Origin of the sequence: Roseovarius nitratireducens, from assembly GCF_002925845.1 — a bacterium.
Taxonomy (GTDB): Bacteria; Pseudomonadota; Alphaproteobacteria; order Rhodobacterales; family Rhodobacteraceae; genus Roseovarius; species Roseovarius nitratireducens.
In genome coordinates this window covers 135,975-154,986 of the sequence record NZ_PDNI01000028.1, presented here as the reverse complement: position 1 = coordinate 154,986, position 19,012 = coordinate 135,975, and the positions used below count along the sequence as shown (strand labels likewise).

At 67.0% G+C, this 19,012-nt stretch carries 20 protein-coding genes; 12 read left to right on the top strand and 8 right to left on the bottom strand.

Annotated elements, in window-relative coordinates; all coding sequences use genetic code 11:
- Positions 1 to 175: 175 nt before the first annotated feature.
- From CRJ03_RS05490 to CRJ03_RS05480, 3 genes are read right to left on the bottom strand one after another with little or no spacing between them, the layout of a single operon-like run.
- Positions 176 to 574 (bottom strand): PaaI family thioesterase, encoded by a 399-nt coding sequence (locus tag CRJ03_RS05490; RefSeq protein ID WP_104017895.1) that lies wholly within the window; start codon positions 572 to 574, stop codon positions 176 to 178.
- On the bottom strand, positions 571 to 1,596 hold the full coding sequence (locus tag CRJ03_RS05485) for a phosphotransferase family protein (protein ID WP_104017894.1): 1,026 nt from the start codon (positions 1,594 to 1,596) through the stop codon (positions 571 to 573). The genes CRJ03_RS05490 and CRJ03_RS05485 overlap by 4 nt, the downstream gene beginning before the upstream one ends.
- Entirely contained in the window at positions 1,593 to 3,236 is a 1,644-nt protein-coding gene (locus CRJ03_RS05480) for a long-chain fatty acid--CoA ligase (RefSeq protein ID WP_104017893.1), read from the bottom strand. The genes CRJ03_RS05485 and CRJ03_RS05480 overlap by 4 nt, the downstream gene beginning before the upstream one ends.
- A gap of 130 nt (positions 3,237 to 3,366) precedes the next feature.
- On the opposite strand from CRJ03_RS05480, the gene rpe reads away from it, so the two are divergent.
- The 4 genes from rpe to katG all read left to right on the top strand — a co-directional run bounded on the left by rpe (position 3,367) and on the right by katG (position 7,970).
- A complete protein-coding gene (rpe, locus tag CRJ03_RS05475; RefSeq protein ID WP_104017892.1) occupies positions 3,367 to 4,068 on the top strand; it encodes a ribulose-phosphate 3-epimerase in 702 nt (233 codons plus the stop codon).
- Positions 4,065 to 4,721 (top strand): phosphoglycolate phosphatase, encoded by a 657-nt coding sequence (gene gph / locus CRJ03_RS05470; protein ID WP_104017891.1) that lies wholly within the window; start codon positions 4,065 to 4,067, stop codon positions 4,719 to 4,721. The genes rpe and gph overlap by 4 nt, the downstream gene beginning before the upstream one ends.
- Complete coding sequence (locus CRJ03_RS05465; protein WP_104017890.1) at positions 4,718 to 5,680, top strand: NAD(P)H-dependent flavin oxidoreductase; 963 nt, start codon at positions 4,718 to 4,720, stop codon at positions 5,678 to 5,680. Before gph ends, CRJ03_RS05465 begins: the two co-directional genes overlap by 4 nt.
- Positions 5,681 to 5,804: 124 nt before the next feature.
- Positions 5,805 to 7,970 carry a catalase/peroxidase HPI gene (katG, locus tag CRJ03_RS05460; RefSeq protein WP_104017889.1) on the top strand — a complete coding sequence of 722 codons (2,166 nt, stop codon included), beginning with the start codon at positions 5,805 to 5,807 and terminating at the stop codon, positions 7,968 to 7,970.
- Positions 7,971 to 8,026: 56 nt separating this feature from the next.
- Here the strand turns inward: katG and CRJ03_RS05455 are convergent, their stop codons facing one another.
- Both CRJ03_RS05455 and CRJ03_RS05450 read right to left on the bottom strand, forming a co-directional pair.
- Complete coding sequence (locus tag CRJ03_RS05455; RefSeq protein WP_104017888.1) at positions 8,027 to 8,947, bottom strand: glucokinase; 921 nt, start codon at positions 8,945 to 8,947, stop codon at positions 8,027 to 8,029.
- Positions 8,940 to 9,710 (bottom strand): HpcH/HpaI aldolase family protein, encoded by a 771-nt coding sequence (locus CRJ03_RS05450; protein ID WP_104017887.1) that lies wholly within the window; start codon positions 9,708 to 9,710, stop codon positions 8,940 to 8,942. The genes CRJ03_RS05455 and CRJ03_RS05450 overlap by 8 nt, the downstream gene beginning before the upstream one ends.
- Positions 9,711 to 9,829: 119 nt before the next feature.
- On the opposite strand from CRJ03_RS05450, the gene CRJ03_RS05445 reads away from it, so the two are divergent.
- Positions 9,830 to 10,246, top strand: coding sequence for a VOC family protein (locus tag CRJ03_RS05445; RefSeq protein ID WP_104017886.1), 417 nt, complete (start codon positions 9,830 to 9,832; stop codon positions 10,244 to 10,246).
- The gene (locus CRJ03_RS05440) at positions 10,243 to 11,142 is read left to right on the top strand and encodes a DMT family transporter (protein WP_104017885.1); all 900 of its coding nucleotides are present in this window, start codon (positions 10,243 to 10,245) and stop codon (positions 11,140 to 11,142) included. The genes CRJ03_RS05445 and CRJ03_RS05440 overlap by 4 nt, the downstream gene beginning before the upstream one ends.
- A 47-nt stretch (positions 11,143 to 11,189) precedes the next feature.
- Here the strand turns inward: CRJ03_RS05440 and CRJ03_RS05435 are convergent, their stop codons facing one another.
- Entirely contained in the window at positions 11,190 to 12,122 is a 933-nt protein-coding gene (locus tag CRJ03_RS05435; protein WP_104017884.1) for a carbon-nitrogen hydrolase family protein, read from the bottom strand.
- Positions 12,123 to 12,289: 167 nt separating this feature from the next.
- Between CRJ03_RS05435 and CRJ03_RS05430 the strand changes: the two genes are divergently transcribed.
- On the top strand, positions 12,290 to 12,979 hold the full coding sequence (locus tag CRJ03_RS05430) for a winged helix-turn-helix transcriptional regulator (RefSeq protein WP_104017883.1): 690 nt from the start codon (positions 12,290 to 12,292) through the stop codon (positions 12,977 to 12,979).
- On the opposite strand, the gene CRJ03_RS05425 is transcribed toward CRJ03_RS05430, so the two are convergent.
- The gene (locus tag CRJ03_RS05425) at positions 12,976 to 13,785 is read right to left on the bottom strand and encodes a division plane positioning ATPase MipZ (RefSeq protein ID WP_104017882.1); all 810 of its coding nucleotides are present in this window, start codon (positions 13,783 to 13,785) and stop codon (positions 12,976 to 12,978) included. The two genes, CRJ03_RS05430 and CRJ03_RS05425, sit on opposite strands and share 4 nt — an antisense overlap.
- Before the next feature lie 136 nt (positions 13,786 to 13,921).
- Between CRJ03_RS05425 and CRJ03_RS05420 the strand changes: the two genes are divergently transcribed.
- Together CRJ03_RS05420 and CRJ03_RS05415 are read left to right on the top strand one after the other, a co-directional pair.
- A complete protein-coding gene (locus CRJ03_RS05420) occupies positions 13,922 to 15,451 on the top strand; it encodes an ATP-dependent DNA helicase (protein ID WP_104017881.1) in 1,530 nt (509 codons plus the stop codon).
- Complete coding sequence (locus tag CRJ03_RS05415; RefSeq protein ID WP_104017880.1) at positions 15,448 to 16,167, top strand: SDR family oxidoreductase; 720 nt, start codon at positions 15,448 to 15,450, stop codon at positions 16,165 to 16,167. Before CRJ03_RS05420 ends, CRJ03_RS05415 begins: the two co-directional genes overlap by 4 nt.
- An 8-nt stretch (positions 16,168 to 16,175) precedes the next feature.
- On the opposite strand, the gene CRJ03_RS05410 is transcribed toward CRJ03_RS05415, so the two are convergent.
- A complete protein-coding gene (locus tag CRJ03_RS05410) occupies positions 16,176 to 16,589 on the bottom strand; it encodes an RrF2 family transcriptional regulator (RefSeq protein ID WP_104017879.1) in 414 nt (137 codons plus the stop codon).
- A 211-nt stretch (positions 16,590 to 16,800) separates the two neighbouring features.
- Between CRJ03_RS05410 and CRJ03_RS05405 the strand changes: the two genes are divergently transcribed.
- From CRJ03_RS05405 to ubiU, 3 genes are read left to right on the top strand one after another with little or no spacing between them, the layout of a single operon-like run.
- The gene (locus CRJ03_RS05405) at positions 16,801 to 17,487 is read left to right on the top strand and encodes a 5-formyltetrahydrofolate cyclo-ligase (RefSeq protein ID WP_240611566.1); all 687 of its coding nucleotides are present in this window, start codon (positions 16,801 to 16,803) and stop codon (positions 17,485 to 17,487) included.
- Positions 17,484 to 18,005 carry a ubiquinone anaerobic biosynthesis accessory factor UbiT gene (ubiT, locus tag CRJ03_RS05400; protein WP_104017878.1) on the top strand — a complete coding sequence of 174 codons (522 nt, stop codon included), beginning with the start codon at positions 17,484 to 17,486 and terminating at the stop codon, positions 18,003 to 18,005. The genes CRJ03_RS05405 and ubiT overlap by 4 nt, the downstream gene beginning before the upstream one ends.
- A gap of 6 nt (positions 18,006 to 18,011) precedes the next feature.
- Entirely contained in the window at positions 18,012 to 19,010 is a 999-nt protein-coding gene (ubiU, locus tag CRJ03_RS05395) for a ubiquinone anaerobic biosynthesis protein UbiU (protein WP_104017877.1), read from the top strand.
- Positions 19,011 to 19,012 lie beyond the last annotated feature (2 nt).

Here is a 19,012-nt window from a genome sequence, read left to right as displayed (position 1 = left end):
GTCGAGCCGCGTGTCGGTCTCATACGGCATCTATCTTCGCCACCGCCTGCCTGTCGGTTACGGTCCGGGCTGCGTTCGCGTTGACAGCCATGGCGCGGCTCCTGCGTCGGGCTTGGTTGATCCGGTTTCCCGGTGGCTAGCACAGGGGCGGCGCGATGGGCAGGGTTCTTCACCGTCAGCCGCTCCGGCGATAGCGGAACACCCCGGTGCCGGTGGCGACGGCCGTGCCGGTTTCGTCACGCACCGTGGCTTCGGCGAAATAGGTGCTCTTGCCGCCCCCTGTCCGGTGCGCCTCGGCAATGAGCCGGGCGCCTTGTGCTTGCCCCAGAAAGTTGACCGTGAGTGACAGCGTCAGCGCCATCTGCCGTCGGTCAGGATCGCCGGTGTAGCACCCGGCGAACCCCATCGCCGTGTCCAGCAGCGTTGCGTGGATGCCGCCATGCGGCAGCCCCTGCCGATTCATCACGTGCGGTGCGAGGGGCAATTCCACCCGTGCGAAATCGCGCTCCCACGCGGTCAGTTCATATCCCAGGTGCGTCTGAAGACCCGAGGGCGGTTCCTGCCAGCCGGTCATGCCCGCCCCTCCTCCACGACCGCCAGCCCGGCCCGCGCGAACTCGGGCACGTATTCACCCAGCCGCAGCCCGCGCGCAGGGTCCGCGGCGTTTCCGTCCATCGCGCGTTTCTTCACCCCTTGAAGGATTGCCGCCATGCGGAAATGGGCAAAGGCGAGGTAAAAGCCGAAATCCGCGATCGGCGCGATGCCCCGCCGTTCGCAATAGCGTGCGACGAATGCCTCGTCGGACCACAGCCCAAGCGCCGCGCGGTCCACGCCCGCCAGCCCGCGCCCCTCGGTGGTGGCGGGCATGGCCCATTGCATCAGCACGGCAGCGAGATCGGCATACGGGTGCCCGGTTGTCGAGAGCTCCCAGTCGATCACCGCGCGGATCTCCGGGGCATCGGGGGCAAAGATCAGGTTGTCGAGACGGTAGTCGCCATGCACCAGACAGCGTTGCCCGTCGTCTTCGGGCAAGTTGCTGGTTAGCCAATGTGTGAGTTGCTCCATCTCGGGCAGGTCATCGGTGGCGGTGGCGCGGTATTGCGCGGTCCAGCGATCGCATTGGCGGGCATAGTAATTGCCGCCGGGGCCGTAATCGTCGAGCCCCGCTGCCGCCAGGTCGACATCGTGGATCGCCGCCAGCACCCGGTTCATCGCGTCGATGATGGCGCCGCGCTCGGGCGGCGCGAGGCCGGGCATGGCGGGCGCGTCGAAGATGCGGCCAGTGATTTCCTCCATGATGTAGAAGGGGGTGCCGATCACGGTCTCGTCCTCGCACAGGACGTGGACCTTTGCCACCGGCACGTCCGTTCCGGCAAGCGCGCGCTGCACGCGGAACTCGCGCTCGACGGCGTGGGCGGATTTGAGCAGCACGCCGGGTGGCTTGCGGCGCAGCACGAACCTCCCGGTTGGCGTGCTCAACCTGTAGGTTGGGTTGGACTGCCCGCCGCTGAATTTCTCGGCCTCCACCGGCCCGGTGACCCCCGGCATGTGATCTTCCAACCATGTCGCCAGCGCGGCAGTATCCAGCCCGCTCATGCCGCGCCCCCGCGCAGCTCGGGCAGCACGTAATTGGCCATACGCTGTCGTAGGGTGAGCTTGGATATCTTGCCCGTTGCCGTGAGCGGCAATTCCTCCACCCAGACCAGATCGTCGGGCAGTTGCCAGTGCGCGAAATGGTCGGTCATGTGGGCGTGTATCTCCTCGAGGGCAGGCCGCTCCGTGCCCGACGCCACCGCGACCAGCACGGGGCGCTCGTCCCATTTCGGGTGCGGCATCGCCACCACGGCGCAGGCGGCGATGGCAGGATGCGAGAGCGCGGCGTTTTCCAGATCAATCGAACTGATCCATTCGCCCCCCGATTTCACGAGGTCCTTGGCGCGGTCGCGGATCAACAGCCGCCCTTCGGTATCCACCGAGGCGACATCGCCGGTGCCGAACCATCCCTCGGCATCCATCGCCGCGCGCGTCGCGTCCGCGTTCTCGAAATAGCCCGAGATCACGGTGTTGCCGCGCACGTACAGCTCGCCCGTGGCGTTGCCGTCATGGGGCAGGCGGGTGCCGTCATCGTCCACGATCTTGAAATCCAGCCCGAAAATACGCCGCCCGGCACAGCACTTGGCGGTGATGCGGTCCTCGTCGTCCGCGCCGTCATAGCGTGGCGGCAGCACGCCATGGCTGCCGATGGGGCTCATCTCGGTCATGCCCCAGGCCTGTGCCACGTTGACGCCGCGCGCCTCGTAGGCCTCGATCATGACGCGCGGGGCGGCGGACCCGCCGACCACCAGATCGCCGAAGCCCTGCGGGATCCGTCCCTGCGCGTCGATCTCCGAGAGAAGCCCGGCCCAGACCGTGGGCACGCCCCAGGCCGACCAGACGCCCTCGCCATCCATCAAGCGGAACAGGCTCGGCCCGTCGAGGTTTGGCCCCGGCATGACCAGCGTCATGCCCGTGAGCGGCGCGGTGTAGGGCAGACCCCACGCGTTGACATGGAACATCGGCACCACCGGCAGCACGCAGTGCCCGGCGCGGAAACTGCTGGTCTGGCACAGTGGCACTTGCATCGCGTGCAGCACGGTAGAGCGGTGCGAGTAGAGGGCGCCCTTGGGGTGCCCGGTGGTGCCAGAGGTGTAACAGAGGCCCGATGCCGTGTCCTCGGGAAGGTCGGGCCAGTCATAGGTGGCGGGCTGTCCTGCGATCAACTCCTCGTAGCAGAGTGCCCCGTGCGGGGTTTCGGGCATGCGCGCGCGGTCGGTGAGAACGACGAGGCGCAGGCCCTCGGGCAGGTCGGGCAGCAGGTCCTCGACCAGAGGCACGAGATCGGCATCGACGAACAGCAGCCGGTCGCCCGCGTGGGCGATGATGTAGAGCAGTTGCTCGCGCGCGAGGCGCGGGTTGAGCGTGTGGCACACCGCCCCGATCCCGGCGACGGCGTAGTAAAGCTCGAAATGCCGGTGCCCGTTCCACGCCAGGGTTGCCACCCGGTCGCCGGTCTTCACGTCGAGGCCAGTCAGCGCATGGGCAAGCTGCGCCACGCGGCCAAGCGTCTGCGGATAGCTCTGGCGGTGCAGGTCGCCCTCCACCCGCGCCGAGACGATCCCCGCGTCCCCATGCGCCTCGGCGGCATGGCGCAGGATGTCGATGATCCGCAGGTCACGGTGCATCATGAGACCCTGCATCGCGCTCCTCCCTTCGGTTTTGACCAGACGGTTACACGAATGACCGGGGGGATCAATCGCGGCGCGCGGGGCTTGACCTTCGCGGCCCGAGCGCGCATTTCCATCGCATCCCCGCCGCAGGAGAGCTGCCATGCCCCACGACCGTTCCATCAAGATCGCCCCGTCGATCCTGTCGGCCGATTTCGCCAATTTCGGTGCCGAGATCAGGGCCATCGAGGACCAGGGTTGCGATTGGGTGCATGTCGATGTGATGGATGGGCATTTCGTGCCGAACCTGACCTTCGGCCCGCCGCTCTGTGCCGCCATTCGCCCGCATATCAAGACGGTGATGGACGTGCACCTGATGATCGCGCCGGTCGATCCCTATATCGACGCCTTCGCGCAGGCCGGGGCCGATGTGCTCACCGCGCACATGGAGGCCGGCCCGCATATCCACCGCACGCTGCAGGCCATTCGCGGCGCCGGCTGCAAGGCGGGGCTGGCGCTCAACCCCGGCACCGGGCTCGATGGCGTCGAGAACCTGCTCGATATGATCGACCTCGTCTGCGTGATGACGGTCAATCCCGGATTTGGCGGTCAGAAGTTCATCCACAGCCAGATCGACAAGGTGAAGCGCCTGCGCGCCATGATCGGTGACCGGCCCATTCATATCGAGATCGACGGCGGCATCACGCCCGAGACCGCGCCGCTCATGGCCGCCGCGGGGGCCGATGTGCTGGTCGCCGGGTCGGCGGTGTTCAAGGGCGGCAGCGTCGCCAACCCCGCGCCTTATGGTGACAACATCCGCGCCATCCGCCGGGCGGCAGAGGCCGCGACCGGCGCCATGGCATGAGCCGCGCGGTCATTTTCGATCTCGACGGGACGCTCATCGACAGCGCGCCCGACATCCACGCCGCCGCCAATCGCCTGATGGACCGGCATGGGTTGGCGCCGTTCCCCCCTGAGGAAACGCGCAGCTTTATCGGCAGCGGTGTGCCGCATTTCATAACCTGCTGCCTGCGCGCGCGGGGAGAGGCCGGCAACGCGGCGCTGCGCGCTCAGATGATCGCGGAATTCATCGAGCTTTACGAGACGGCGGTGACGCTGACGCGGGTCTATCCCGGCGCGGCCGAGGCGCTGACGGCGCTCGTCTCCGGGCCATATGCGCTTGGCCTGTGCACCAACAAGCCCGTCATACCTGCCCGCGCGGTGCTGGCACATCTGGGGCTCGACGCGCATTTCCCGGTGGTGATCGGCGGCGACAGCCTGACCACGCGCAAGCCTGATCCCGCGCCGTTGCAAGCGGCGGTGGCCGGTCTGGGCGCGCGGGACGCGGTCTTTGTCGGCGACAGCGAGGTGGATGCCGAGACGGCGGCGCGCGCGGGACTGCCCTTCGCGCTCTACACCGAGGGGTATCGCAAGGGCGCGGTGGCGGACATGCCCCATGCCCGCGCATTCGCCGATTTCGCCGATCTGCCGGGGATCGTGGCGGAGATTCTGTCATGAGGACGCGGCTTACCGACGCATTTGACCTTGAGCATCCCATCGTGTCGGCTCCGATGGCTATGGCCGCTGGTGGCAGGCTGGCGGCGGCTGTGAGCCATGCCGGGGGGCTGGGCCTGATCGGCGGAGGCTATGGCGATGCAGGCTGGATCGAGGGCGCCTTTGCCGAGGCGGGGAACGCGCGGGTGGGCTGCGGCTTTATCACCTGGAAGATGGCGGAGAACCCGGCGGTGCTGGGCCAGGTGCTGGCGCGTGATCCGGCAGCGCTGTGCCTGTCGTTCGGCGATCCGGCCCCGTTCGCGCCGCGCATCCATGATGCGGGTGTGCCTTTGATCTGTCAGGTGCAAACGCTTCGCGATGCGCAGCGCGCCGCCGAGTGCGGCGCCCGGGTGATCGTGGCGCAAGGGTCCGAGGCCGGGGGGCATGGCGAGCGGCGCGGCACGATCACGCTGGTGCCCGAGGTGGCCGATTGGCTGGCGGGCCATGCGCCCGACGTGCTGCTGCTCGCGGCGGGCGGGATCGCCGATGGGCGGGGTCTTGCCGCTGCGCTGATGCTGGGGGCGGATGGCGTGCTCATTGGCTCGCGGCTCTGGGCCGCGCGCGAGGCGCAGGTCAGCGACGCGATGACCGATGCCGCCATCGCCGCCACCGGCGACGAGACCATCCGCTCGACCGTGATGGATGCCGCGCGCGGCCTGCGTTGGCCCGCGCGCTATACCGCGCGGGTGCTGCGCAACCCCGTGACCGAGCGGTGGCACGATGACCCCGAGGGCCTGCGCGCCGACGGGGCGGCGCAGGCGGAGTGGGTCGCGGGCTGGGCGGAGGGCGATCCCGCGCGCGCCAACACCTTCGTGGGCGAGGCCGCGGGCCTCATCCATGACCGCCCGCCGGTGGCCGATATCATCACGCGCATGACTGCCGAGGCGGAGGCGTTGCTGCGGCAGGGTGCGACGAATAATTAAAAGCTATTGAAATGATCTGAAAAGAGAATTTTACCTAATTCTATTGATTTGTTAGAACCATTCTAGATTCGCGCCGCGCAATCTGCGCGGCGTGCGAGAGACGCAAACCGAACCGGAGGACAAGATGGACGGCAACGACATAGGCAAATGCCCCGTGATGCATGGCGGACAGACCGAGAGCGGCAAGAGCGTCACCGATTGGTGGCCCAAGATGCTCAACCTCGACATCCTGCACCAGCATGACACCAAGACCGATCCGCTGGGCCAGGAGTTCGACTATCGTGACGCGGTTCGTGGCCTCGATGTCGAGGCGGTCAAGGATGACCTCAAGGCGCTGATGACCGACAGCCAGGAGTGGTGGCCGGCCGATTGGGGCCATTACGGCGGTCTGATGATCCGGCTGGCATGGCACGCGGCGGGCAGCTATCGCCTCGCCGACGGGCGCGGCGGCGCGGGCACCGGCAACATTCGTTTCGCGCCGCTCAACTCGTGGCCCGACAACGGCAACCTCGACAAGGCACGCCGCATCCTGTGGCCGATCAAGAAGAAATACGGCAACAGGCTGAGCTGGGCCGACCTCATCATTCTCGCGGGCAACATGGCTTATGAATCGATGGGGCTGAAGACGTTCGGCTTTTCCTTCGGACGCGAGGATATCTGGCACCCGGAGAAGGACACCTACTGGGGCGCCGAGCGCGAGTGGCTCGCACCGTCGGACAGCCGCTACGAGGATGTGGGCAAGCCCGACACGATGGAGAACCCGCTCGCCGCCGTGCAGATGGGTCTCATCTACGTCAACCCCGAGGGCGTCAACGGCCAGCCCGACCCGCTCAAGACCGCCGGCCAGGTGCGCGAGACCTTTGCCCGGATGGCGATGGACGACGAGGAGACCGCGGCGCTGACCTGTGGCGGGCACACCGTCGGCAAATGCCACGGCAACGGCGATGCCGAGGCGCTTGGGCCCGAGCCTGAGGGCGCGGATGTCGAGACGCAGGGCCTTGGCTGGATCAATCCCAACCTGAAGGGTGCGGCCACCAACGCCGTCACCTCGGGCGTCGAGGGGGCGTGGACGACCAACCCGACGCAGTGGGACATGGGCTATTTCAAGCTGCTCTTCGGTTATGAATGGGAGCTGACCAAATCCCCTGCGGGTGCCAACCAGTGGCAGCCGGTTGACATCCGTGAAGAGGACATGCCGGTCGATCCAACCGATTCCTCCAAGCGCGCCATGCCGGTCATGACCGATGCCGACATGGCGATGAAGATGGACCCGACCTATCGCGCCATCTGCGAGAAGTTCATGCAGGACGAGGCGTATTTCGCCGATACCTTCGCGCGGGCATGGTTCAAGCTGACCCACCGCGATCTCGGGCCGCAGACGCGCTATATCGGCCCCGATGCGCCCGACGAAGAGCTGATCTGGCAGGATCCGGTCCCGGCGGGCACCGTCGATTACGATATCGGCAAGGCCAAGCGCCTGATCGCGGAAAGCGGGCTGTCGGTGTCGGACACGGTCGCCACCGCGTGGGATTCGGCGCGCACCTTCCGGCAGTCGGATTTCCGCGGCGGCGCCAACGGCGCGCGCATCCGCCTCGCCCCGCAGAAGGACTGGGAGGGCAACGAGCCCGACCGTCTGGCGCGCGTGCTGGGTGTGCTGGAGCCGATCGCGGACGAGGTCGGCGCGAGCGTGGCCGACATCATCGTGCTGGCGGGTAACGTGGGTGTCGAGCAGGCCGCCAGGGCCGCCGGGTTCGACATCGAGGTGCCGTTCGCGCCCGGTCGCGGGGATGCCACCGACGAGATGACCGACGCGGATTCGTTCGCCGTGCTGGAGCCGCTCGCCGACGGCTTCCGCAACTGGATGAAGAAGGACTACATCGTCACCTCCGAGGAGATGCTCCTCGACAGGGCGCAGCTCATGGGTCTCACCGGGCCCGAGATGACCTGCCTGATCGGGGGGATGCGGGCGATGGGTGCCAATCACGGCGGCACGGCGCATGGCGTCTTTACCGACCGTCCCGGTGCGCTGACGACCGATTTCTTCACCACGCTCACCGATATGGGCCTGAAGTGGAAGCCCGCGGGCGGAGGTCTCTACAACATCGTGGACCGCAAGACCGGCGAGACCCGCCACACCGCGACGCGCGTAGACCTGGTGTTCGGCTCGAACTCGATCCTTCGCGCCTATGCGGAAGTCTACGCACAGGACGACGCGGCAGAGCGTTTCGTCTACGACTTTGTCTCTGCCTGGACCAAGGTGATGGAGGCGGACCGCTTCGATCTGGGCTGATCGCATAGTGGACGAATGACAAGGGGCGGCGTCGGAGCGATCCGGTGCCGCCCTTTTCACATGCGCTGCCGCAGCGTCCGCCAGCAGCCGCGGAGCGCGGCCATGTCGTCGGTGATGAGCGTGACCGGCATTGCCTGCATGATCCCGGCATAGGGACCGCGCGCGGTGAAGGTCGAGGCGAAATCCGTCCCGGTCAGGTGTGGGGCGACCGCCCGCGCGGTGCCGCCGATGAGGTACACACCACCGGTGGCCATGTGGGTGAGCGCGAGGTTGCCCGCCACCGCGCCCAGAAGCCGCGCGAAGAGCGCCAGCGTGTCGCGCGCCGGGCCACCGTCGCCCGCCGCCGCGACGATCGCGGGTGCGTCGCGCGTCTCGCCGGTACGCAGCCGGTGCAGCCGCGCCAACCCCGGCCCCGAGAGAAGCGCCTCGTAGGGCTTGTGCGCCACCTCGCGGCCCAGGGCCGCGATCACGGCATTCGCGGCCTCATCCAGATGCGGCAGGCCGGAATGCCCCGCCTCGGCGGGCGGCACGAAGAGGCGGTCGCCCACGCGGTACGCCACCGCGATGTTGCTGCCGGTGCCGAGGCCCAGCACCATGCGCGCGCCGTCGGGGTCGGGCGTGCCGGGCAAGATTGGGGTGAGACAGCCCGGGTCGAGATCGTCGAGCGCCATCGCCTGTGCCTGAAGATCGTTCATCAGGTGGACGCGCGCCGCGCCGGTGAGGCGGGCGAGCGACGCACTCTCGATCCGCCAGTCGAGGTTGGTCAGTTGCGCGGCCTGCCCGCGCACCGGCCCGGCGACACCTGCACAGGCCGCCGAGACCTGCGCGCTGCCCAGATAGGCCGCGATCAGCGCCTCTGGCGCGGCGAAATCGGTATTCGCCAGCCGCTGCGCCGTCTCGGGGCGCAGGCCGTCCCCGGTGGCCAGTGCCAGTCGCGTGTGGGTTGCGCCCATGTCGGCAAGCAGCCACTCAGCCATCGCGCCAGCGCGCGGCCAGCGCCCGCGCCGCCTCGGCCAGCAGGACCACGTCGATCCCCACGGCGAGGAAGCGCGCCCCCCAGTCGCGGTAGCGCGTCGCCGTTTCCGGGTCGAGCGCGAGGATGCCGGGCGCGCACCCTGCCGCCGCGATCCGCCCCAGCGCGTCCTTGATCGCCTCCTGCACCTCGGGGACCGAGGCGTCGCCGAGATGGCCCATGTCGGCGGCAAGATCCGAGGGGCCGATAAAGACCACGTCCACCCCCTCGACGGCGAGGATCTCGTCAAGTGCGGCGAGCCCTGCGCGCGTCTCGACCTGCACCATCAGGCATGTCTGCGCATTGGCCGTGCGGATGTAATCGGGAATGCCGGAGAACCGTGAGGCGCGCGCCAATGCCGCGCCCGATCCGCGCACGCCCTCGGGCGGGTAGCGCATGGCGCGCACGAGGCCCTCCGCCTGCGCCGCGCTCTCGACCATCGGGATGAGCAGGGTCTGCGCGCCCGCGTCCAGCACCTGCTTGATTGCCCATGTCTCGCCCATGGGCAGGCGCACAACCGGCTGCGTTTCCGCGCCGCGCAGCACACCAAGCTGTGCCGAGATCGAGCGCAGGTCGTTGGGCGCGTGCTCGGCGTCGATCACCAGCCAGTCGAAGCCGGCCTCGGCCAGCACCTCGGTGGGATAGGGCGCGGCAAAGCCAGCCCAGCAGCCATAGAGTGTCTCGCCGCGCGCAAGCGCGGATTTCAGGCGGTTTTCGGGGGCGGGCATGGTTCTCTCCTCTCAGGTGGTCGGGGCCAGCATAGACCGCGGTGGCCGTGGCTGGCGAGGGGGTGCATGGACAATCCGGTGTGTGCGTGCTTCGGTCTCTCCACGTCAGGGAGGGAGCCATGAAACTCACGCTGCACCACGTCAATCTCGCCACGGACCGGGTCGGGGAAATGGCCGGTTTCTACCGCGATGTGCTTGGCCTCGAGGTGCCCGAGAGCGACGTTCCGGTGCTGGAAAAGGAGCGGGGCTATTCCGGTGACGTGGCCTTTGTCACCGATGGGCGCATTCAGACCCATCTCGCGCGTCGCGACCCGCAGGCCGGGTTCCGCGCCGGGCAGATCGTCAACCCGGTGGCGAGCGGCCATATCGCGTACCGCACCGACGATCTCGCCACCTTTCGCGCGCATCTCGAGGCGCACGGCATTCCCTATTCGGACTGGGGCAACCGGGCGGTGGCGGGGTGGCTCCAGATATTCTTCTACGATCCGGACGGCAACGTGATCGAGGTCCACCAGAAAGCGGACGGTGCGCCGTGACCGATCATCTCAAGGGCCTTCTCATCACCGCGACCGGCGTGTTGTTCATCGTGCCGGACTCGCTCTTCGTGCGGCTGATCGAGGGCGACGCCGCGTCGATCACCTTCTGGCGCGGGATCACCGCGGGCAGCGTGATCCTGATCGGCGTGCTGCTCACCGGTGGGCCGAAAGGCTTTCGCGAGGTGGCGGCGACGGGGGGGCGCGGCGCGCTCTATACGGTGCTGCTGGGCATGTCCCTGTCGGGCTTCGTGCTGGCGGTGAGCTGGACGAGCGTGGCCAACGTGGTGCTCATCCTCGCCTCCATGCCGGTCTTTGCCGCGCTCTTCAGCCGCATTTTCCTGGGCGAGACGATCAGCCTGCGGATGGTGCTGACGATGATCGGGGTGTTCGCCGGGCTGGCGCTCATCCTGCGCGGCTCGCACGAGACGGCGGGAGCGCATTGGAGCGGCGACCTCGTGGCGCTCGGCGTCTCGGCGACATATGCGGCCGCGATGACCACGGCGCGGCGGCTGCGGGCGGTGTCGCTCGTGCCGACCATTCCGGTGGCGATGATCGGGGCCTCGCTGCTGGTCTGGCCGCTGGCGTCACCGCTGGAGGCGTGGCAGGCAAGCTGGCCGCTCCTGCTGGCGCACGGGGCGTTCATCAGCGTGGCGACCTCGCTGATGACGCTGGGGCCGCGCTATATCACCGCGGCGGAGGTGGCGCTGCTGATTCTGCTGGAATCGGTGTTGGCACCGCTGCTCGCCTGGGCGGTGATCGGCGAGGACCCGGGACGTTGGGCGCTCATTGGCGGGGCGGTGGTGATCTCGGTGCTGGCCTTGTCGAATATCTGGGCGCTCAGGATGAGCCGCCGGATGCGCATTCGACCGCAGCCGCGCACCGGGCCGCCGCTCTGAGACAGGCGGCTCTTTATCTAGGAGTGGGCTTGGCGGCGCGGTGCCGCTCAGACGAAATTGACCGGGCGCTTCGGGCTTCTGTCGACCGTCAGCGAAAACACGTCAGGGCGGGAGTAGTGGCCGCTGGCGTCGAATTTCCGGCGTGAGGCGCGGGCATCGGCGACGTTGATATCGGCCATGAGCAAGCCCTTTTCGCGGTGCATCAGCCCGGCGGCGACCCCGCCGAAGGGTTTGTAGACCACGGCATCGCCGGGGTTCACCCATTCATCCTTGTTGGGAAACAGGGTGTCGTAATGCGGGATGTTTGTGGGAATGTCCGACGCCTCCAATGCGGTGGCGCATCCGATCACCCAACAGCCGCCTTCGCGGGCGATATGCTGCATCGTGGCCAGCCAGGTGTCGCCACTGTCCCAGGTCGGCGCGACATAGATGTCGATGTTCTGGGCATAGAGCGCGGCGCGCGCCATTGGCATGTAGTTTTCCCAGCATAGCAGCGCGCCGATCCGCCCCACCGCGGTATCGACCACGTTGAGGCCCGCCCCGTCGCCGAAGCCCCAGATCATGCGTTCCGGGTTGGTCGGCATCAGCTTGCGGTGGTTGTTGGCGATGGTGCCGTCGGCGTCGATGATGATGCATGAGTTATAGAGGGTTGAGCCTGACACGGCACCGTCGAGTTCCTGGTACCCGGCCACGATGACCATCTCGTGCTCTGCCGCCGCCTCCTGCAAAGGAGCCATGCCGTTGCGGCTCAAATCGACTGAATTGGCCTGCAACAGGGCGAATAGCTCGTCCGTCTTGCCCATGTCGGCGCCCGGTGAAAGGCGCCAGCAGAACGTCGGATACCCTGGAAACCAGGCTTCGGGAAAGACCAGCAGCCGCGCCCCCTCGCTGGCGGCTTGCGCGACCAATTCGACCGCGCGATCCATGCTGGCAGCGAGGTCGAGATAGACTGGCGGCTGTTGAACGATTGCGATCTTCATGGCGGTTTCTCCTATTGATCAGCCTGTCGCCGATGATTGGCGTCAAGATCCGCTGTCAATGTCGTTGCTATGTCCCTGCCGTGATAGTCCTGAAACTGTACTGGATCGGGGCGGTCCGAACCCCTAGGCTCGATCGATCCTGGTTTCGCAGGAAAAGGAGACATCTCATGAGTGGCAGCTACGGTCAGTTTTGTCCGATCTCGATGGCCTCGGAGGTCCTGTGCGCACGCTGGACGCCGCTTTTGCTGCGAGAACTCCTGTGCGGAAGCACGCGGTTCAACGATTTGCGGCGGGGCCTGCCACGGATGTCGCCATCGCTATTGTCGAAGCGCTTGGGAGAGCTGGAGACGGCCGGGGTCATCCATTCCGTCAAAGGCGCTCACGGCGTCAAGGAGTACCGCCTGACACAGGCCGGCGAAGAGCTTCGCCCACTTGTGATGGGGATCGGGGCGTGGGGGCAGCGATGGGTGGAAAGCGAGATTTCCCTCAACAATCTCGATCCCCAATTGCTGATATGGGATATGCATCGCGGCCTGAATATTGATCCGCTGCCGGAGCGCCGGGTGTGCCTTCAGTTCGTGTTTGGCGACTTGCCCGTAACGCGACAGAATTACTGGTTGCTCGTCGATCCGCAATCCGGCGTCGAGGCCTGCTATTCTGATCCGGGTTACGAGGTTGACCTGTTTTCCGAATCGAGCCTGCGCACCATGACGGCGATCTGGATGGGTCTGGATACCGTCCAGAAAGCGGTAAAGGATGGCAGGCTGAATTTGAACGGTCCACGCGAAATCGCCGCCAGAATGCAGGAATGGCTGGGCCTCAGCCCGTTCGCCCAACAAGAGCGGATGGTCGGCTAGAAATTGACCGTCACGCCCGGCAGGTTCAGCGCCTTGACGAGGTCGCGCAGTTCCTGCCGTGCCGCGATGTTGGAGATGTTGAGCCCCTTTACCCCGATATCGCGCAAATCGAGCAGCGTGAGCCCGCGCGGGAACAGTTCGCGGAAGATCACCCGCTCGTTGAAGCCCGGCGCCACGCGAAAGCCGATCCGGCGCGCCAGTGCATCGAGCGCGCGGCCCATCTTTTCCTTGTTGACCATCGCCTGTGCGCCCACCCGGTTGCGCAGCACCACCCAGTCGATCGCCCGCAATCCCGCCTGCGCGCGCAATTGCCGCGCGTTCCACACCATCTCGGAATAGACCGATGGCCCGAGGATCGTCTGCCCGTCGGCATCGGTCCGTGCCAGGAGGTCGAAATCTATGAAGCTGTCGTTGAGCGGCGTGATCAGCGTATCGGCGAGGCTGTGGGCGACCTGGCTGAGGCGGGTATGCGAGCCGGGGCAGTCGATCACGATGAAATCGCTCTCGGGTTCGGCGGCCGCCATTGCCGCGGCGAGGCGGCGGTCATAGAGGTTCTCGCCGGGCTTGAGATCGGCCTCGGCGACCTCGGGTAACTCGACGAGCCGGGCGCTTGGCAGGTCGAGCCCCTCCTTTTCAAGGAACCGGGTCCGGTTCTCGGCGTAGCGCCCGAAGCTGCGCTGCCGCAGGTCGAGGTCGAGCGCGCTTGTGCGGTGGCCCATGCGGGCGAGCGCGGTTGCCACGTGCATCGAGACGGTGGATTTGCCAGCTCCGCCTTTCTCGTTGCCGACCACGATGATATGCGCCATGCCTTGCCTTTCCCCAGCGGCGTTTTTCCGCCGATCCTACCCTCTGGTTCTCAATCGGGGAAGCGCGGCGCAGGGTCAAGCCGCTTCGCGTGGCTTTCGCTGGCACCTCGCCGATGCCACGGCTAGGGTCGCGCACATGACCGAGACCGCGCTTACCTATTCTCCCGACCAGGCCGAGGCCCATGACCGCATTGCCGAGGCGCTGCGCGGCGTGGGGGTTGATATCGTCGAGGGAACGCTCATGCCGCCGCGTGAAGGCGGACGCGCGGTGATGGCCGTCGTCGGCAAGGCCGGGTCGGGCAAGACGCTGCTTCTGGCCGCGCTTTACCGTGCGCTCGAGGAGGCGGGCGTCGATGTGGTCTCGGGCGATTGGGAGGGGCGGCGCCGCCGCGACCGGCGCACGCTGGCCATTCTCGCGCCCACCAACAAGGCGGCGAGCGTGCTGCGGATGCGCGGCGTGCCCGCGACGACCATTCACCGCATTCTCTATACCCCGGTTTATGACCCGGAATACGCGAAGATCGCCGAATGGCTGGCAGGGCAGGGCGCGAAGCCGGAGATCGAGGGGCTGACCGAGCAGGCGCTCGACCGGGCGCTTGCGTTTTACCAGAATCACAAGTCGATCCCCGGCGCGCTGGCGGCGGCGGGGCTGCGCGGCTCGGATTTCATCACCGGCTGGACGCGCCGCGAGGAGCCGCTCGATATCGGCCTCGTCGATGAGGCGAGCATGCTCGACGCGCAGCAGTTTGACGATCTGCAGGAAATTTTCCCCACGCTCGTCCTGTTCGGCGATCCGGCGCAGTTGCCCCCCGTCAAATCCACCGGCGGCATGGTGTTCGACAGCCTGCCCGCACCCGCGCGCCTTACACTCAGTCGCATCCACCGGCAGGACGCCGACAACCCGATCCTCGATCTTGCGCATGCGCTGGCCGACCCGGCGCTGGAATTTCATCATTTCGAGCGGATGATCGAGGACGCCGCCCGCCGCGACGAGCGGGTGAGATGGGCCGAGCGGGTCGAGGTGGACCTGATGGCGCGCTCGCCGGTCCTCGTGTGGCGCAACGCCACGCGCATCCGCCTCATCAACGCGTTCCGCGCGGTGCATGGCGCTCCCGAGACAGCGCTCCTGGAAGGCGAGCCGCTGATCTGCGACGGGATCGAGTTGCCGCTCAAGCACCGCAAGAAGCGGCTGGACTTGGAGGCGCGCGGTCTCATCAAGGGGGCGCAGGTGATCTATCTGGGCCCTGGCAAGCGGGCGGGATTCTCGCGGCTGCATGTCATCGGGGCCGAGGATCCGCGCCTCTCGGCGGCCTCGATCGTCAAGATCGAGAAACCCGGCGAGGAAGAACCGTTCATCCCCTACGCCGCCAATATGGGTGCGGTGTTCCTGCACGGTTCGGCGGTTACGATCCACAAGGCGCAAGGATCGCAATGGCGCGATGTGCAGGTCTTTGCCCCTGACATCTATGCCGCCGCGCGGATGGGCCGGTCGGAAGCCGGGCAGCCGCTGTGGAAGCGGCTGGCCTATGTGGCGATCACCCGCGCCGAGGAACGGCTGCACTGGGTGGTGCGCAACCGGCTGTCGAAACCCACCGCGCCGCTGAGCGTGGACGACCTGCGCGCGAAGCCGGTGCCGCTGGAACTGGAACGGGAGGACGAAGCATGAAATCCGTGCTGATTACCGGCGCGAGCGCCGGGATTGGGGCCGCCTGCGCGCGGGCCTTTCTGGAAGCGGGCTGGAAGGCTGGGCTGATGGCGCGTCGCGCAGAGGCGCTGGAGGCGGTGGCCGGGGGGCATGGCAATGCCGTGATCCTGCCCGGCGACGTGACTGATCCGCAGGATGTAGCGCGCTGCTTCGACGATTTCGTGGCCAAGGCGGGCCGGCTCGACGTTCTTTTCAACAACGCCGGCAGCTTCGGCCGCGCGGCGATGATCGACGAGTTGGGTTATGACGAGTGGCGGCAGGTGGTGGATGTGAACCTGCATGGCATGTTTCTCTGCGCGCAGGCGGCGTTCGGCCAGATGCGGCGGCAATCGCCCCAAGGCGGGCGGATCATCAACAACGGCTCGATCTCGGCTCATTCCCCGCGCGCGGGCTCGGTCGCCTATACCACCACCAAGCACGCGATCACCGGGCTGACCAAGACGCTCAGCCTTGATGGGCGCGCCTTTGACATTGCCTGCGGCCAGATCGACATCGGCAATGCTCGCACTGAATTGCTGGAAGGAATCATCGCGGCCAACCCCGACTCTCCGCCGCCGGTGATGGAGGTGGACCACGTGGGCAACGCGGTCCTGTCGATGGCCGAATTGCCGCCCGAGGCCAACGTGCAGTTCATGACGCTGATGGCCACCAAGATGCCCTATATCGGACGCGGGTAGATCGCGTGTCAGGCATCTTCCGGGCGATAGACGCAATCGGCCAGGGTGCTGCGGTTAAGGTCCGCGACGAACGCGGCCTCGGCATGGGCCAGCCGGGATTTCAGCTGGCACTTCGGGGACAGGATGCAGGCGTTGCTGCCGGTCGCGAAACATTCCACCAGCGCCTGGTCGGCCTCGAGCACGGCCACCACATCGCCAAGGCGGATATCCTCGGGGGGGCGGGCCAGCATAGCGCCACCACCACCGCCGCGCCGGGTTTCCAGCAGGCCTGCCGCGGCCAGTGCCGAGATCACCTTGGCCAGGTGGTTGCGTGAGACCCGGAGTTCAGTGGCGAGATCGGCGGCGGTAAAGGCGCGGGCCGGATCGCCCGCCATGCGCATGAGCACGCGCAGCCCGTAATCGGTAAAGGAGGTGAGGCGCAAGGTCGCGCTCCTGAATTGGTATTTGCAATGCGTATTATAGCGCGGTAACGAGTAAATCAAATACCAATGCGTTCGGCTCGGGCGAATCGCGGGTGAAAGGGCTGTGCATGCAACAAGATGCCGCCATCGCAAGATCGTATGAGATGGGCGACCTGATTGGTCAAAACACGCTGGAAAACTGTATGTTCGTCACCGGGCCAGGGCCTGCTGCATGACCCAGCGCAAGACATATGCCTCGCCGCCCTGCATGGCCTCGGAGGTCGATCCCGCCTATTTCGATCCGGTGGGCGTCGATCCAGATCAAGCGCGCGACGTGGCGCGCTGGCGGCGGGCGGAACGGATACGGCTGGCCAGGCTGAGGGAGGAACTGGGCCAGGCGGGGCGTGCCCGGGTCTCTGGCCAAATCGGCCAGCACCTGTCGCGTGTGCTGGAGGAACGCGGTGTAGGACAAGGGACCGTCCTCGCCGGCTACTGGCCGATCAAGGGCGAATCCGATCTGCGCCCGGTTCTGAAAGGGCTACATCGTGCGGGCGTTACCATAGCCCTGCCGATTGTGGAAACCCGCGCGGCCCCGCTGATCTTTCGGCGCTGGACACCTGATACCAAGATGGTCCGCGGCGACTGGAACATCCCCGTTCCGCCACCCGAGGCCGACCCGCTGATCCCCGACATCACGCTGGCGCCCTGCCTTGGCTGGTCCGAGGGATGCTATCGGCTGGGCTGGGGCGGGGGGTATTTCGACCGCACGCTGGCGTCGCTCGACCCGCGCCCCGTGGCCATCGGCATCGCGCTCGGTGCCGCGAACCTGACCACGATCTATCCGCAGCCCCACGATATCCCGCTCGATCTGATCGTGACCGAGGAGGGGGTGTCGGCAGAAAGGACGGCCACGTCATGAGCACTGGAGTTCACACTGTCTCTCCGGCCCGATTGCCCGGAGGTGGCGTAGTCTCGCGTCTGGCCTGTGGTGTGGTGCAGCCGATCCTGTCGCGCGTCGTGCGGCGGATCGCGGCACGGCACCCGTCGCTCTTTGCCCGCCTGGGCCCGCATCAGGGCACCGATTTCCTGATCGACCCGGTCGATCTGCCCTTTGCCCTGCACCTGCGCCCCGACCCCGGCGCGCTGTTGTTTCGCGCCGTGCCGCGCGATGCCGTGCCGCAGGCGGGCGCGGTGATCCGGGGGCGGTTCCTGCTACTGCTGGAACTGGTGGATTCCGAGGAGGATGGCGATGCCGCCTTCTTCTCTCGCGATCTGGAGGTGACCGGCGACACCGAGGCGGTGGTGCGGCTGCGCAACGCGCTGGATGACGTGGACGGCTCCATCGCCGAGGAGACGGCGGCGATGTTTGGCCCGCCCGGGCGGGCCGTCCTGGCACGGTTGCGCCGCGCCTATACCCCCGAGATGGAAAGGACCTGATCCGAGATGAGCCTTGCCGAACTGATCTGCCCCGCGGGCACCCCTGCCGCCCTGCGCACCGCCGTCGATGCGGGTGCCGACGCGGTCTATTGCGGGTTTCAGGATGCGACCAACGCGCGCAATTTCCCGGGCCTGAACTTTACCCCCGATGAGCTGGCCGAGGCGGTGACCTATGCCCATGCCAGGGGGACAAAGGTGCTGCTGGCGCTCAACACCTACCCGCCCGCGGGCAAGGTGGATCTCTGGCGGCAGGCGGCGGATACCGGCGCGCGGCTGGGGGTGGATGCCTTTATCGTCGCCGACATGGGCGTGGCCGATTACATCGCGCGCACGCATCCCGGCGTCAGGCTGCACCTGTCGGTGCAGGCGGCGGCCTCGTCGCCCGAGGCGATCCGCTACTATTGCGAGCATTTCGGGGTCAGGCGCGTGGTGCTGCCGCGTATCCTGACCATCCCGGAAATCCGTCAGATCAAGCGTGAAATCCCCTGTGAGATCGAGACCTTCATCTTTGGCAATCACGGGCTGATGGTCGAGGGACGGTGCAGCCTGACCAATTACCTGACCGGGCAATCCACCAACATGGACGGCGTGTGTTCGCCCGCTTCGGACGTTGAGTATGCGCGGCATGAGGATGGGTCGATGTCCTCGCAACTGGCGGGGTTCACCATCGACCGGTTCGGTCCAGAGGAGAAGGCCGGGTATCCCACGATCTGCAAGGGCCGCTACACCGCGCCGCACCGGCCAGAGGGGTATTATGCCTTCGAGGAGCCGGTGAGCCTGAACCTTTCACGGCTTTTGCCCGAACTGATCGACGCGGGTGTGCACGCCTTCAAGATCGAGGGGCGGCAGCGCTCGAAATCCTACGTGCGGGGCGTGGTGCGTGCCTTCCGCGCGGCGGTGGACGATATCCGGGCGGGGCGGGAGGCCAACATGGCCGATCTGGTCGCGCTGACAGAGGGACAAAAACAGACGCAGGGCGCGTTCGAGACCAAGAAATGGCGGTGACG

Excerpts from the sequence above, each read along its gene's own strand:
- CRJ03_RS05490 (WP_104017895.1), bottom strand. The coding sequence starts at position 574 with ATGACCGGCTGGCAGGAACCGCCCTCGGGTCTTCAGACGCACCTGGGA.
- CRJ03_RS05485 (WP_104017894.1), bottom strand. The coding sequence starts at position 1,596 with ATGAGCGGGCTGGATACTGCCGCGCTGGCGACATGGTTGGAAGATCAC.
- CRJ03_RS05480 (WP_104017893.1), bottom strand. The coding sequence starts at position 3,236 with ATGCAGGGTCTCATGATGCACCGTGACCTGCGGATCATCGACATCCTG.
- rpe (WP_104017892.1), top strand. The coding sequence starts at position 3,367 with ATGCCCCACGACCGTTCCATCAAGATCGCCCCGTCGATCCTGTCGGCC.
- gph (WP_104017891.1), top strand. The coding sequence starts at position 4,065 with ATGAGCCGCGCGGTCATTTTCGATCTCGACGGGACGCTCATCGACAGC.
- CRJ03_RS05465 (WP_104017890.1), top strand. The coding sequence starts at position 4,718 with ATGAGGACGCGGCTTACCGACGCATTTGACCTTGAGCATCCCATCGTG.
- katG (WP_104017889.1), top strand. The coding sequence starts at position 5,805 with ATGGACGGCAACGACATAGGCAAATGCCCCGTGATGCATGGCGGACAG.
- CRJ03_RS05455 (WP_104017888.1), bottom strand. The coding sequence starts at position 8,947 with ATGGCTGAGTGGCTGCTTGCCGACATGGGCGCAACCCACACGCGACTG.
- CRJ03_RS05450 (WP_104017887.1), bottom strand. The coding sequence starts at position 9,710 with ATGCCCGCCCCCGAAAACCGCCTGAAATCCGCGCTTGCGCGCGGCGAG.
- CRJ03_RS05445 (WP_104017886.1), top strand. The coding sequence starts at position 9,830 with ATGAAACTCACGCTGCACCACGTCAATCTCGCCACGGACCGGGTCGGG.
- CRJ03_RS05435 (WP_104017884.1), bottom strand. The coding sequence starts at position 12,122 with ATGAAGATCGCAATCGTTCAACAGCCGCCAGTCTATCTCGACCTCGCT.
- CRJ03_RS05430 (WP_104017883.1), top strand. The coding sequence starts at position 12,290 with ATGAGTGGCAGCTACGGTCAGTTTTGTCCGATCTCGATGGCCTCGGAG.
- CRJ03_RS05425 (WP_104017882.1), bottom strand. The coding sequence starts at position 13,785 with ATGGCGCATATCATCGTGGTCGGCAACGAGAAAGGCGGAGCTGGCAAA.
- CRJ03_RS05420 (WP_104017881.1), top strand. The coding sequence starts at position 13,922 with ATGACCGAGACCGCGCTTACCTATTCTCCCGACCAGGCCGAGGCCCAT.
- CRJ03_RS05415 (WP_104017880.1), top strand. The coding sequence starts at position 15,448 with ATGAAATCCGTGCTGATTACCGGCGCGAGCGCCGGGATTGGGGCCGCC.
- CRJ03_RS05405 (WP_240611566.1), top strand. The coding sequence starts at position 16,801 with ATGACCCAGCGCAAGACATATGCCTCGCCGCCCTGCATGGCCTCGGAG.
- ubiT (WP_104017878.1), top strand. The coding sequence starts at position 17,484 with ATGAGCACTGGAGTTCACACTGTCTCTCCGGCCCGATTGCCCGGAGGT.
- ubiU (WP_104017877.1), top strand. The coding sequence starts at position 18,012 with ATGAGCCTTGCCGAACTGATCTGCCCCGCGGGCACCCCTGCCGCCCTG.